General features: G+C 39.7%; 11 protein-coding genes and 1 pseudogene. 5 read left to right on the forward strand and 7 right to left on the reverse strand.

Annotated elements, in window-relative coordinates; all coding sequences use genetic code 11:
• Window positions 1-344: 344 nt before the first annotated feature.
• The 4 genes and pseudogenes from AB4503_RS23285 to AB4503_RS23300 all read right to left on the reverse strand — a co-directional run bounded on the left by AB4503_RS23285 (window position 345) and on the right by AB4503_RS23300 (window position 3,289).
• A complete protein-coding gene (locus AB4503_RS23285; protein WP_086714187.1) occupies window positions 345-653 on the reverse strand; it encodes an AzlD family protein in 309 nt (102 codons plus the stop codon).
• A pseudogene (locus tag AB4503_RS23290) lies at window positions 650-1,381 on the reverse strand (AzlC family ABC transporter permease). Before AB4503_RS23290 ends, AB4503_RS23285 begins: the two are co-directional and overlap by 4 nt.
• 284 nt (window positions 1,382-1,665) lie before the next feature.
• The gene (locus AB4503_RS23295; protein WP_086714188.1) at window positions 1,666-2,835 is read right to left on the reverse strand and encodes an MFS transporter; all 1,170 of its coding nucleotides are present in this window, start codon (window positions 2,833-2,835) and stop codon (window positions 1,666-1,668) included.
• A gap of 31 nt (window positions 2,836-2,866) precedes the next feature.
• Window positions 2,867-3,289, reverse strand: coding sequence for an IS1-like element transposase (locus AB4503_RS23300; RefSeq protein WP_086714189.1), 423 nt, complete (start codon window positions 3,287-3,289; stop codon window positions 2,867-2,869).
• 396 nt (window positions 3,290-3,685) lie between these two features.
• On the opposite strand from AB4503_RS23300, the gene AB4503_RS23305 reads away from it, so the two are divergent.
• Window positions 3,686-4,660, forward strand: a complete 975-nt coding sequence (locus tag AB4503_RS23305) for an alpha/beta fold hydrolase (protein ID WP_086714190.1) — start codon at window positions 3,686-3,688, stop codon at window positions 4,658-4,660.
• A gap of 161 nt (window positions 4,661-4,821) precedes the next feature.
• On the opposite strand, the gene AB4503_RS23310 is transcribed toward AB4503_RS23305, so the two are convergent.
• Entirely contained in the window at window positions 4,822-5,715 is an 894-nt protein-coding gene (locus AB4503_RS23310) for a LysR substrate-binding domain-containing protein (protein ID WP_086714191.1), read from the reverse strand.
• A gap of 210 nt (window positions 5,716-5,925) precedes the next feature.
• Here AB4503_RS23310 and AB4503_RS23315 point away from each other — a divergent pair, with 210 nt between their 5' ends.
• The 3 genes from AB4503_RS23315 to AB4503_RS23325 all read left to right on the forward strand — a co-directional run bounded on the left by AB4503_RS23315 (window position 5,926) and on the right by AB4503_RS23325 (window position 9,881).
• Window positions 5,926-6,693, forward strand: coding sequence for a carbohydrate deacetylase (locus AB4503_RS23315; protein ID WP_086714192.1), 768 nt, complete (start codon window positions 5,926-5,928; stop codon window positions 6,691-6,693).
• Between the two features lie 108 nt (window positions 6,694-6,801).
• Window positions 6,802-8,649 (forward strand): hybrid-cluster NAD(P)-dependent oxidoreductase, encoded by a 1,848-nt coding sequence (locus AB4503_RS23320; RefSeq protein ID WP_102333506.1) that lies wholly within the window; start codon window positions 6,802-6,804, stop codon window positions 8,647-8,649.
• A 482-nt stretch (window positions 8,650-9,131) separates the two neighbouring features.
• Window positions 9,132-9,881, forward strand: a complete 750-nt coding sequence (locus AB4503_RS23325; protein ID WP_086714194.1) for a 3-oxoacyl-ACP reductase family protein — start codon at window positions 9,132-9,134, stop codon at window positions 9,879-9,881.
• 607 nt (window positions 9,882-10,488) lie between these two features.
• Here AB4503_RS23325 and AB4503_RS23330 read toward each other — a convergent pair.
• Both AB4503_RS23330 and AB4503_RS23335 read right to left on the reverse strand, forming a co-directional pair.
• A complete protein-coding gene (locus tag AB4503_RS23330; protein WP_086714195.1) occupies window positions 10,489-11,196 on the reverse strand; it encodes an SDR family oxidoreductase in 708 nt (235 codons plus the stop codon).
• 168 nt (window positions 11,197-11,364) lie between these two features.
• Entirely contained in the window at window positions 11,365-12,336 is a 972-nt protein-coding gene (locus AB4503_RS23335; RefSeq protein ID WP_086714196.1) for a LysR substrate-binding domain-containing protein, read from the reverse strand.
• A 1,114-nt stretch (window positions 12,337-13,450) separates the two neighbouring features.
• On the opposite strand from AB4503_RS23335, the gene rarD reads away from it, so the two are divergent.
• A complete protein-coding gene (gene rarD / locus AB4503_RS23340; protein ID WP_086714197.1) occupies window positions 13,451-14,380 on the forward strand; it encodes an EamA family transporter RarD in 930 nt (309 codons plus the stop codon).
• Window positions 14,381-14,432 lie beyond the last annotated feature (52 nt).

Here is a 14,432-nt window from a genome sequence, read left to right on the forward strand (position 1 = left end):
TGTGGATTGTAATAACCAACTGGAAAAGCAGGGGTAGACTCACTTGCTCGAGAAGTTTCAGACAAGTATCATGTCGCTACTGTAATGGAATTGTTATGTATAGGCGATTAGATTATGAGCTTTTTTAACAAAATTATTTTTATTTCTTTGACCACTCTATCTCTATTGGGTTGTAACAATAATGAACAACCGTCATACTGATCTGCACCAGTCAGACTGGTGCAGATCACTTGGTTTATATCCGTCACTTTCAGGTATTGGGTAAGCCTTGATAGCATCGAAAGATGTGACCAAGGCGCAGATGTGGTTTAGCTATTTGGGGAGTTTCGTAGTAGTGGTAATGGCTACAAAGATCGTACTGCCGCCGCGGCAATGATTCCTGCTGCGATTGCTGGTAGAGGTTTTTTGATGACGAACATGACGACAGCTGTAGAAAAGAGTGCAGCTCTAGCTCCGTTGTCACCTTCTACGGCAAGAGGTGTGAGAAGGGCGACTAATACAGAACCTGACATCGCTGTAATAAAACGTTGAACACGCTCGCTAATTGGAACAAATGACATGACATATACACCACCCCAGCGTGTAGCTAATGTGACCAATGCCATTGCAATGATTATCAATAAAGTACCACCAACATTTGTTTCAATACTCATGATTTCTTCTCCTTCCAACAAGCACCCAACACCCCACCAGAAATAGCACCAACAACAACATGGCTGTTTTCAGGTAAATACCAATATGCCAATATTGAAGATGCCGCTGCTGTGGCCCAAATAATAAAGATTCTTGAGTTTTTAGGCCCAACGACGACCATGGAAAGTAAAAAGCAGCCCATAACCATATCGAGCCCAAGCCCCACTGGATCTTGGATTACGCTGCCAAAGTAAATGCCAACCCAAGTGCCGATGATCCAAAATAACCAAAGTGCTAAACCACCGCCAACGAGCAATCCAAAACCGGGTTCCTTCCTTCCAAAGGCATGGAGTGCCATTGCCCAGTTTGCGTCCGAAGCTATCAACATCACACCATATCGTTTTGTCGGGGGGAGTTGACGTAACTAAGGATATAGCGTGGCCCCCATCAAAAGGTGGCGAGCATTGATCGCAAATACGGTAATAAGAACTGGAATAAGGGGGACTTCTGCTCCCCACATATCCAACGTAGCAAACTGTGAAGCACCTGCAAAAACAAGTGTGCTCATTAACATAGTTGGAAAAGAATTCAGTCCAGTTTGTACTGCAGCGACACCGAATGCGAAACCAAATACGATCACAAACATAGAGAGAGGCAAAAGTTGGGTGAAGCCGCTCCAGATGTCGGTACGTGTAAACTCGTGTAACTCAATCGAGGAGCGTTGAAGGTGTTGAGTGTTTTCTGTCATAGAGGTCCTAGCCAGTAGGCAAAAGAGCAGATCCATTGAAGGATCTTTGTTGTTATTTTTTAAGCCGCATGTTTAACATCAATTAGTTAGGCTTTCAAACGTTATGTCACAGATGAAAAAACATAAACGGTGGTGAAGATAGGATCTTGAAAGGGCTTTGTACGTAATTCAGGAGAAATAAACAAGCCCCTACGATCTGAACAGCTGTTTGGGGGATGGAAACTCAAAAATAATGCAGGCTTTCGTGATTAAGGCTCTAGTCACGAAAGCCGCATTTTCATAGACTAATTCACTTTTGAAAGTTTGAGATCTGAACTTTTCTTCTGGTTAAGTAAGATGCTAACTAATGCTAACATCGTAAAGACTAAGCTTGATAAAAATAGATTTTCTACGCCGAATTGAGAGATAAACCATCCCGCGATAACTGAGCCAAGAGTAATTCCTAAGTTAGAAAAAGACACAAAGAGGCTATTTGCAAATACTTTTGAATCACCTGCATTTTCCATTATCCATGTCTGGCTCACGATCAATCCTGCAGAATGCACTGCACCCCAAAACGCGACCATGCCGATCATAAAGTAGAATGAGAACCCCATGAAGTAAACAATTATGAAGGTAAGACCGAATATTATAGGGTACAGCATCACTGTTTTAAGAATATTTTTACTGAGTAGCTTACCAAAAATGAAGTTTCCAAAGATACCAAAGATACCAAACACCATCAGCATTGCACTAATCCACGTACCGTTCATATTCGTTACAGTACTTAAGTATTGAGTAATAAAACTGTACGAAGAAAACATCGCTGCAAAGATGAATATAACGGTGAATAATGACAACCACATTGATTTGCTGCGTAAGATAGTTACTTGAGAGCCGAATGACATTTTTTCCTTAACGGGAGCACTTTCCATCAAGAACATCACACTCACTAACGCAATGGCGCAAGCGGCTAAACCAAAGTAAAAGGCATAAGCGAGAGAATATTCTTCAGCAAGAAAAGCACTAATCGGAATACCAAAGACTAATCCTACGGCTACTCCACCAAAAACTTTAGCAGCGGCGTTGCTTTGTTCTTCAACTGGAACCATTGATGTGACAACCACTAAAGCGACAGAAAAGAATACAGCATGTACTAACGCCGGTAGAACGCGAAATATCATCATGGTTGTGTAATCTTGCGTCATAGCGTACACAAGGTTAGAGACAACGAATAGAGACAAAATGCCGACTAGAACATGCTTTCTATTCCATCCAGACATCATTAACGTAATAAAGGGGCCACTCACCGCGACGACAATAGCGTAGACACTGACTAATAGACCAGCTTCTTGTACATCAATATTGAAGTCTTTCATGACTTGTGGAAGGAGACCAATAATACCAAGCTCTGTCGTGATAACGCCAAAAACGGCTAAAGATAGAGCAAAGATAAACAAGCTTTGTTTTTTCATTGTTTCAACTCAAATTATTAATATGCGGTAATTACGTACCGTCGATATTGGTTGTTGTTAGAGCCCTAAGTCCAAGTGTTGGAAAAGTGGCACAAAAATGTTGTTTTTTATCCAATAAAAATGCCGTTTTCAATGTGATTGAATTCGGCAACGTATCAGAATTCGTATTATCAAAGGGTGGAGACTTTTTTCTTACCCGATGACATGTGCTTAGAACTGTGTTGTAGGCAACGTGTAAATGACGACTGGTTTCTCGCTTTCCATGGTTTTGTGCGGTCATTTCAATAATCCTATTTCGAATTCCTGGTTTGCAGGCCTCGTAACAATAATTCACTTGAAAGGTACGGCGGCAAGCAAGACAGCGAAATCGTTGATGGCCATTGGGGCCATAACCATGCTTTATGACACTGTCACTCTTATGACAGAAGCGGCAGTTGGGTTTATTCGTTGTCACATGGAACCTTAAATCTCACCAAAAGATATCTGTAGTCGTTTAAATTTAATTATCAACTTGGACAGCATAATAACGGATAAAATGAATTCAATTAAGTCTTAATGTTTATTAATAGATATTCCAATTGGGACTTAATGTGTTATTTAGAGGTATCGGTCGCCAAATCAGAAATAGAATGAAACTAGTTAAGTTATTGTTTTTAATGTTTTTTATATTCAATTTTTCTTTGGTGGCTGTTGGGAGGATTAGTGCGCGAAATGAAGGCGTTACTCTAATTTGTTAAGAAATGTCCTGTTGACTGCTCTGAAACATCATGACACATTTTGCGCCCTGCTTCGGTATGCCATTAACTTTAAGTGCATATCGACTTAACACGTTATGAGATGATTTAACTTTATGAAAAAATGGAAGAAAACACTTTTAGTCGCATCGGGCATTTTACTTTCCTCAATGGCTTTTGCGGGTAATGAGCAGAGTCAAGCGGACAGTGAGTTTCCAATTCCTTCTGGTTTTGAAAGCAGCTTTAAAGAAGTTAACGGAGTGAAGCTTCATTATGTAATTGGAGGGGAAGGGCCTTTATTGGTAATGGTCCATGGCTTTGCTCAGTCATGGTACGAATGGCACCAGTTAATGCCTAAATTAGCAGAAGATTACCAAGTTATTGCTATGGATCTTCCAGGTCTTGGTTTATCTGAGCCGCTAGACTCCACTTATACAGGGCAGGACGTATCACCTTATATCCATTCTTTAGCTAAGACCTTTAGCCCGGATGATAAATTCAATGTCATAGCTCATGATATTGGTGGCTGGGTCACATATCCTATGCTAGCTCAACATCAGAATGATATTGATAAGGTCGCTCTACTGGAGACCATCGTACCAAGCGACTTAATATACACGTTCCCAGCTTATACTCCTCAGGGAGAGTCGACCGCGTGGCACTTTAGCTTTTTCTCTGCGAAAAACGAATTGGCTGAATCACTTATATCAGGCAATGAAGATAAGTTTTTTAAGCACTTCATTCTTGAGCATGCAGAGAATAAGAATGCATTTTCAGATGAACTGTTCGGTATGTATGCGGAATCTTATAAAAAACCTCAAACTCTAAACGCTGCTTTTGAGTATTACAGAGCACTTCCTGAATCTGTGATTCAAAATGACAATCTATCAGAGAATAACTTGTTGAAAATGCCGATTCTGACGATATCAGGTAATGGTCAAGGCAGTTTAGGAGCGACTCAATTTAATCAAATGAAAGAATATGCTAATGATGTTCAAGGTCATGTGTTGGAGTCATGTGGTCACTGGTTGATGGAGGAGTGTCCAGTCCAGGTTGAAGATCTAGTTATTGATTTTTTTAACAAAAAATAACTTACAAAACGAGAGCTAAGTTTTGTTGACAATGCAGTCTTGATTACTGTCGTAGATTGCCTATCATTGTTAATTCGTACCCTAGAGCCACTCTAGGGTATTTTTATATTTGAACTGCTTATAATTTGTACTCGGTTATGTAGCAATATAACGAGAACTCTTTATCCGTTGTCTATCTCAGAATGTACCCAGCGAGAAAACGCTTGGAACTTCGCTCTGGTTTCCATTCCTTTAGGGCAAACCAAATCGTAGCCTTTTCCTGATTCAATATGTGGAAATGGCGCGACTAACTTACCCGCTTGAATTAAAGGCAGCGCAAATTCTAATCGAGCAAGAAACACACCGAGTGATAATTCCGCTGCTTCCATCGCCAGTCTGTTATCACTATAGAAATCACATCGCTTTTCGCAGTCGATGCCTACACTTATCTCATCTAACCAATACTGCCACGCACTTGTATCCCCTCTATGGATAAAATTAACGTCTGATAGAGTATTGATTCCATTGTTAAGACAATGCTCCTCGGCGTAGTCAGCACTGCACACAGGTGTTCTCTTTCCAGAAAATAAACGCTCACTGTAGTGATTTGGGTATTCTCCTTTACTATAAAAAATAGCTACATCGTATGGCTCAAATTCAAAATCAGATTGGTTTTGTTTGGTTTGCAGCTTGATGCTTAAGTGTGGGTATTGCTGACGAAGTGAGGGGAGTCTCGGGATCAGCCAAGCAGAGGCGAAATAAGGTGATGTGGCTATATGTAAGCTACCAGTCAGCTCTCCGGTTTGAATGTCAGAGAGGGTGGAAAATATGGACTCAAATGATGAGTTTAAAACACTCAGAACTCTTTGCCCCTCTGGGGTGAGCTCTAGCTTTCGGGTCTTTCGAATAAACAGATTGAATTGAAGCTGTATTTCCAGTTTTTTTATTCTCTGACTGACTCCGCTTTGAGTAATAAAGAGCTCCTCTGCTGCTTGGGTAAAACTCAAGTGGCGCGCTGCAACGCTAAAAGTATGAAGAAGAGAAAGCTGTTGTTGTTGATTGGTCACTAAGTTCATGCATTACTCTAGTTAATTTATATTGAAGTTTTGTTCGTTTGTCAGAAGCTTTTAGCTATTATAGAGTAATTTTTGTAATGGGTCATGGGCGAAGTGTTAAATTTTACTCAATCAACAAACGCAAAGTTGTTGTGTGAGATGTTTAAAATAGACGTCGGGTCTTATAGATACGTTACAAGAATTGATTATTTATAAATTGGACAAGATACGATGAAACTTATATTAAACGCTGATGATTTCGGTCTGACGGAATCTGTAAACTTGGGTATCGCTGATTGTTTTCGCGCCGGGACCGTAAAATCGACCACCATAATGATGAACCAACCTGGTGTATCTCACGCGTCACAACTCTATCAGCGTGGTCTTATTCATGAAGTTGGACTGCATTTTACAGTGACATCAGGTAAATCAATATCGTCCCCTAAATTAATTCCAACACTGGTTGACGAGAATGGTCATTTTTTTGATAGAAAGGCCCTGTTTAATAAATCTGATGTGTCTTCTGATGAAGTCTTTAGAGAGTGTATGGCGCAATATCAAGCGGCTTTAGACGCGGGATTTAATATTAATCATATCGATAGCCACCATTTTGCTGGTGCCTACCGTCCTCTTAAGATAGGTTTCACGCAGGCAGCGAATGAAATAGGTCTTCCAGTTAGGCGTATTGATAGCTTTATACAGGGTCAAAGTTTACTGTCGGTTCCTACCCCAGATGCGTTTGATATGGGCTTTCATGCTGAAGGTGTCAATATTGAATACCTCAAAGCAGTATTGCTGGCTTATCAAGACAGCATGCCTAACAGTACGATTGAATTAATGTGCCACCCAGCAAGGACGCTAACTGAAGAGCTAGAGGAAATCTCTAGCTATGCTCATGCTCGTGTTGAAGAGTGGAAGATTTTAACCAGCGATGAGTTTTCTCTCTGGCTAAGAAAAAATGGTATTGAATGCGTTGGTTTCGATGCGCTTCATGCTTAAGTCCGCGAGGTAATCTTCGTAGCGACAAGATAAACCATCTGCCTTGTTAGGTCGTTAAAACAGTTCCTTTCGGTTCAATAAGTCAACACAATAATAAAGGGTGACATTGTGGTAAATCCTACCGTACTTTCCCAAGTTAATATCTATCCAGTCAAATCCATTGGCGGGCTTTCTCTCTCTTCTTCATGGGTCGAAAAGCAAGGCCTTGTTTTTGATCGTCGCTTTATGTTGGCGTTAACTGGTGATGATGTCTCCGCCTCGGCTAAATACCCAACCATGGTGACGGCGCGCCAGTATCCAAATATGGTGAAGGTGAGTTCTAGTCTAATGCCAACCGGTGTCATTTTTTCTTACCCTGGGCTGGCGGCACTAAAATTACACTACTCTACCTTCAAAATGCAGGCGACAGATGCCAGTGTTTGGAGGGACAGCTTTTCAGCCTACACAACAACCGATGAAGCGAATGACTGGTTTAGCCAAGTAATTGGGAAGCGAGTTGAGTTACTGTTTACTGGCGAGCAATCTAAGCGTGTGAAAGAAAATCTTGGTCATAATGTGAGCTTTGCCGACGGATTTCCTGTTTTGCTTATTAGCTCTGGCTCATTAGCGGAGCTAAATAGACGCAGCAGCGAAGTTCACACCATGGAACAGTTTCGTACCAACCTGGTGGTGCAATCAGACGAACCTTTTATCGAAGACTCATGGAAGCGTATCAAAATAGGTGATGTCGAATTTGAAATTGTAGAGCCGTGTGAGCGGTGCATTTTAACGACACTTGATCTGGAAAATGGAGAGTTTAGGAACAGTAAAGAGCCATTGACGACCTTTTCGCGCTTTAGAGCCAACGAGCAAGGCAAAATATTTTTCGGGCAAAACCTTGTAGCGAAAAACGAAGGTGTTGTCTCCATCAATGATGCTATCGAAGTACTTGAGTATAAATCCAAGGAGTTTTATGAAGATCTCGATGCCAAAAAACAAGAGTTGATTTGCGTTGAAAGAGAATCAGTGGCAAGAAGTTTCGAGACATTTTGGTTTGAGCCCAAAAGCGGCATGGTGCCTGAGTATAAAGCGGGGCAACATCTTCCTATTGAGCTCATGATTAATGGCAAACTGACCAAACGAATGTATACGCTGTCATCTAGCCCCTCTCGGCCAGAACGTTTGTCGATTTCAGTGAAACGAGTCCATGGTGGTGAAGTTTCCAACTGGTTGTTCAACCACTTACAAGTTGGCCATACCATTATTGCGGATCAACCCAAAGGCACTTTTCATATTACTAAAGAATCGAATGAGCCGCTGTTGCTGCTTTCTGCCGGTAGCGGTGTGACGCCCATGATCGCTATGCTTCGGTATTTGACAGACCAACGAGACACGCGTGATATTGCGTTTTATCATCAATGTTTGACGAAAGCGGATATTCCATTCATGGAAGAGCTCCTTATGCTAGAAAAACAACACGCCAATGTCACTGTGACTCTAGCCCTTAGCGAGCCATCAACTGATTGGCTAGGCGAAAAGGGGCATTTTAGTCGTACTCATTTAAATCAAATTTCAGAGTTTCACAAACGTCAAGTTTTTGTATGTGGTCCTAGTGGTTTCATGGAGAGTGTAAAGCGCTTGATGATAGAGAGTGGGCTGCCCGAAGAACAGTACCATCAAGAGACATTTGGCGTTGCAAGAGTGGCGGACGGGAGCGAGAAAAGGGTTCAAATCAACCTTGATGGTGTCGTGTTTGAAGGAAGCAACCAGCGCACCGTTCTGGAGCAAGCTGAAGCAGCAGGGCTTTCTATTTCGAATAACTGCAGAGCTGGTTTCTGCGGCGCCTGCAAAGTCACTGTGAAATCAGGAGAGGTTTACCAGCCCGATGCCCCAGGAATTGAAGACAGTGATAAGGCGAAAGGAATGGCCCTAGCTTGCTGCGCGATACCTAAGACAAATGTAAATATTGTTAGCTAGTATGTAGGTTTTATGATGATTGAGGCCACTATCAAACTTTGATAGTGGCCTCAATATCGTTGATCTAACTAAAAACAATGACACCTAAAATATCTGATTTACTCTTATTTTAGGTAGAATGTAAGGCGTTTTTATCTAGATAAAAATGATCGCTCCTTTCCTAATGCTCTTATCTAAGTAGCTAGCTCGAGTCACAGGAGCACCCCGTTACTGATAAAATCAGTAGGGCGACGATTAAAGGTGAGCGATAAATCGAATGACTCGAACTTGGATGTTAATTCTAGTAACTTGGGCAAAATTGCTTAACTTCGCTACGATAACCAAGTGACAAACTTCTATAAGCTGACTTTGTATTTACAATTGGTTCCTATAGGGACTTTTTGATTTTAACTTTAAGGACTTAATAATTGAGATTTAATCGGTTATGATGCAGACATTAAAAAGATGATTCACATTGACTACTTTTAATTAAGGCAAACATAATGAACAACTTAAATAGATTTAAAGGTAAGGTTGCATTTATCCAAGGCGGCAGTCGCGGTATTGGTGCTGCGATTGTTGAGAGATTGGCTTTAGAGGGCGCGTCTGTTGCTTTTACGTTTGTGTCATCCCAGGGTAAAGCAAAAGACCTTGCTGATAGCTTAATTTCAAAAGGTGGTAAAGTTATCGCGATAAAAGCGGATAGCACGAAGCCGGAAGATATCAGAAATGCAATCAGTGAAACCATCAAGCAACTTGGTAAGATTGATGTTGTCGTAAACAATTCAGGTACGCTTATCTGGGATAATATAGAAAATTTGACGATGGATGATTGGGACAAGACCATCAATACTAACGTACGAAGTGTATTTGTAGCTATTCATGAAGCCTCGAAGCATATGAATAATCATGGCAGAATAATTAATATCAGTAGTACTAATGCTCAGCGTATTCCTTTTGCTGGCGGTTCTATATATGGAATGAGCAAGTCTGCACTAACCGGATTGGCCAAAGGTCTCTCTCGCGATCTCGGCCCTAGAGGTATTACGGTCAACAACATTTTACCTGGTCCGGTCGATACTGACTTAAACCCAGACAATGGCGATACTTCAGAGCCTGTAAAAGCTATCGGTGCACTTGGTCGTTATGGTCAAGTGGAGGAGATTGCTAGCTTAGTAGCATTCGTCGCTAGCTCAGAAGCGGGTTACATCACTGGTGCTGATTTGATGATCGACGGTGGCTTTTCCGCTTAATAAAAATATGTGGTCGAGTAACTCGTTACTATCAGTCTAACTTCATGTAATCATCAATACGTGATGAGTAAATATAAGTATGATGATTGGCCTATTTCATAGGTCAGTCATTTAGAAGCTATTGGTTTTAATCTGCTCCAGTAGGAGAGACCCCCGCATTAACCGATACCTTACTTTAGAGTTTTTCGAGGATGGTGGTGGCTCTTTGTCCAGTTTCTAGTTCTTCTGCCCATTCGATTAGCTGCCGTTTGAGCTTGGCAGCATCTGCTGCTAGCTCCTCGCTCTTGCTGATTAGTTTAGAGTCTTCCTTCGAATTCTTTCACCAAGCGTCGATTTGATATTCATGTAAATAAAGCTGTCTTGTTGCCACAGCCCTTCTCACTTTCTCTGCTAGTTTTGTTGCATCTCCTTTTAATTTAAGGATTCTAGTTTCCTTAGACGTCGTTGTTTAAGTCGTTAGTGATCACTTAATTCAGTGTCTAGGAATATTGGTGTAGACCTCCCAGGTTACTCTAACTTTTTATAGTCGAACGATGGCCGTTATAGACCACTACAGTGATGTTAAGTATGGTATTAAAGGTGTTAGAGTTTCTCTGAACGTTCTTTATTACTCTAAGTCTATGATACGACAGCGTATGGAGAGTGTGCTTACGGCTGCCGCAGAAGATAAGCTTCGAATAAAATCGAGTGCTTTTGTTAAATCTTGAGTTTCAATTTTTAATTTATTATCAATTCGACCATCGTTAGTCATGTCTGTGTTTACGACACTTGGGCATAAACAACAAACTTTTACACCAAATGGGAGAAGCTCATGATAGAGCGACTCGCTATAACTGACAATGGCCGCTTTTGAAGCTGCATAAGCGGCTATTTTGGGGACTGGCGTCAAACCTGCAGTGGAACCGATGTTATATATTTCTCCAAACCTTTGTTTTTTCATTTGTTCTGCAACGATATTACAAGCAGTGATGGTAGACAGTAGGTTTACATTCATTAATTCAGAAAGTTTGACTAAAGGTAGTTTAGTGTTGCCTGCTGCCAAAATACCAGCGCTATTGACCATGACCTCAATGTTTTTATTTTTTTTGATGATTGATGTGATTGTTGCTTCTACCTCGGACGGGACGTTGAAATCGATAGGCACTACTTCTACGTTGCACGATGGAAAGAGTGTGTTTATTTCTACTTTTGCCTGTTCAAGATTCAGCTTATTCAAGGACATTAAAATTAAAGAGTATCCTTCCTGAGCGAAATAGTGAGAAATTTTTTTCCCGATACCGCGGCTAGATCCTGTAATTATGGCAACTTTAGTCATGGTGAGCTCCTAATTTAACGTATGAGACGTTGTTGAAGTAACGTATCTAAGATTTTCTTGAATACGAACATATCTCATAAAAAATAGATAGTAGTGCAAATTTTTGCATATAATAAACAGTTGGAGGTTATGTGTCACATTCTTAATGACTTGAGAGGGTAATGGTTGTTACTTATAAGTATGTAGAGGGACAGTCTTAAACCAATCTATTATTTCCGACTTAGTCATATGCTTGGTTTGTTCAATCACTACTTTTGTGAGGTGTGGTGCAAGCTTTTCGATAAAATCATACATGTATGTCTGCAAATACACGTTTTTACCAAAACAAAGCCATGCGTAACAATCGGGAAAAAATCCTTCTAATGAGCGTACGGTAAAAGAATCATCTATTGAGTGGGCAGCAACTGACGCTATGATACCAATACCGACCCCTTTACTGACATATTCTTTTATTACCTCTACATCCATTGCTGTGACAATATAATCTGGGGTTAGGCCTAGTTGAGAAAACGTATTGTCTATAGCGATTCGCCCTGTTGATTTTAATTCATAGCTAATGAGTTTTTCTTTTGCTATTTGTTCAAGGGTTAATGTGTGTGTCTTTGATAGTGGATGTTCAGAAGGGATAATTAAGCTCAATGACCACTTGTAAACTGGGAGTACCGTTAGGCCTGTCATCTCTTCAATATCCTGAGCCACAATCGCAATATCACCGGGTCCAGCCGGCAAGGAATTATTAAGATGACTTGGTTCGATTGTCGACATGTGCAGAGACACATTTGGGTAGCTTGTCAGTAAGTAACGGACGCTTTTAGGTAGTATGAAATTTGCAATGGCGTTAGTTGTAAAGATATTGAGTTTCCCTTTTTTTGGGGATGTAACTTCGGATGAAATAGCCTTGATTCTATCCTCAATCTCTAAGATTTTAATGGCTTCGTTTAGGATTTCCTTACCGACATTTGTAGGACCAGATAAGTGTTTACCTTGTCGATCAAAAATTTTCACGCCCAGTTCATCCTCTAAAAGTGAAACTTGTTTACTGATACCGGGCTGAGACGTATATAGCTGATGTGATGTAAGAGATATGTTATACCCATTTTTTTTTATTTCATTAATGTAACGAAGTTGCTGTAGTTTCATTTTCTGCTCCTTGTTATATATGGTTTTATAGCGTGAACTCTAGCTGAAGGGGTGTATTAATTAAAAAATAGGTATTAGGCGCAACGCCACTGTAAGTTTTTTTAAAAGTAAAATTAAGTTAAAAAATAAAAGTGTCTTTTTATAAATCATTCACTTAATTTAAAGTTAAAACCAGGAAAAATATTCAACTTTAAGGCGTCACCTTTTTCAGTCATCATTAATCATTTTTTCTTGTTAGTTGGAAGTGTAACTTCTGTTCTAGATAATCTATTGTGAGCTCTGATTACTTTGTATAATGTAAAAGATATTTCTATTGTTTGATATTTTTTAAACATTTTTCATGATGTTAAGTCATCTCGCTACGTAATAAAATTGGGAGCTGAATTGTAATGGTATATACCGTTTTCTTTGAGGAATGTGTCATATTTCCTCCCATTTGGCAAGGCGGTTTTTATGTAAAATTAAAATACTATCTAATTTTTTTGTACCACTTCTCTACCAGGGTACTTCAGTTTAAAATATAACAAATCAATATAAAACAGGTGCTTAGGTTGGGTGTACTTGTCTGACTTTGTTATTAATGATTAAGTCCTGCGGGGACTGTGTGTTTATTTCTATGTGGTCTTAATTGACGGTTAGATTTGAACTATGATGCCTGCTCTTTAAACAATTCTTTGAAATAAAAGATAAATGGTAGTAAGGGTACTAGTAATGATTTTATGGGAGTGAGAATGAAAGTGGTAACCGAAAAAATATCTAGACAAATTTGTAATGAAAATTTTTCTTATAACTCTGTGTTGATATTTTAAACTGGTTTTAATAAAAATTGCTAATTTAAATAAGGTATTAAAAAATATAAGCCAGGTTGGTTTTTTATTTGCAATGCATTGCGTGAATGGTTTATATACCTATAGATTTAATGGGTGAGAATCAGTCAGTCACTCATTTATTAATTTAATTAAGATGAATTGGCATGCGTGGACTATTTAGATTTTCTAAGTGGCACTTATTTTTAATGTTTTAGTTCGTTCGATTGATAACGATCCAATAAAACAATAAATTAAAAAACTAGTATTTTCTTGAACGCAGCGCCGTAAAAAAGGCCATATTAATCATGACGTGTTTCTATTTTTCATTAAAGTGCCACATTAAAACCTTGCCAGCAGAAACCAAAGGTATTATAGCATCTATTCTTTGTTCATTTTTGTTTGCATTCATACCTGTATATGTCCAGTTTCAACCACCACTGCCCCCAAGTGAGATTACAGGGGGGGAAAGCCATTGGTTAGCAGTGCAGCGTATACTGTGGAGTACAATGTTACTCTGCTTATTATTATTTATCTCCAAAAGAACTCACCTACTACTGCAAGCTTTAAAGGTGTGGAAAATGTGGCCCAAATACTGTGTTTCAGCACTTTTGGTTGCACCGCAATACTGGTTGTTTGTTTGGGCGCCTGTGAATGGAGAGACTTTGTCTCTTGCATTAGGCTATTTTACGATGCCAATCGTAATGGTTTTAATTGGTCGATTGGTATATCGAGAAACGTTGTCTTTTTATCAAAAGCTAGCGTGTTATCTCGCACTGTCGGGTACGCTTTATACGTATGCTTTATCCGACGGAATCTCTTGGGTGGTACTAGTGATAGCTTTGGGTTACCCAGCTTATTTTATGCACCGAAAAACAATACCATTAGCTACCGATATTGGATTGGCTGTAGATCACCTATTCCTTATGCCATTGGCTTTGTTCGGTTTTTTCTTGCTCTATCCATTAGACTTTTCTTTATCTCTTTCTGTCGGTAATTATGCATATTATGCTGGCTTAGGTATCGTATCTGTAATACCTATGCTTTGCTATCTGTACGCTTACTCTAAATTGTCAGTTTCTGTCTTTGGGTTGCTTGGTTACGTTGAGCCTGCTTTTATTTTTGTTGTTGGGTTATTGATTGGTGACGCTATTACAGTACAAGAAATACCAACTTATTTGTTGATTACGTTATCACTGTTCGCACTCGTATTAGATGGGATTAAAAGGTTTAGGTAAACTAGATTAGTAAAATTTGGGTACGAGTTAATAAGATCTATACCCGTGATCA

The sequence above is a fragment of the Vibrio sp. 10N.222.55.B11 genome, from assembly GCF_041473705.1.
Taxonomy (GTDB): Bacteria; Pseudomonadota; Gammaproteobacteria; order Enterobacterales; family Vibrionaceae; genus Vibrio; species Vibrio crassostreae_C.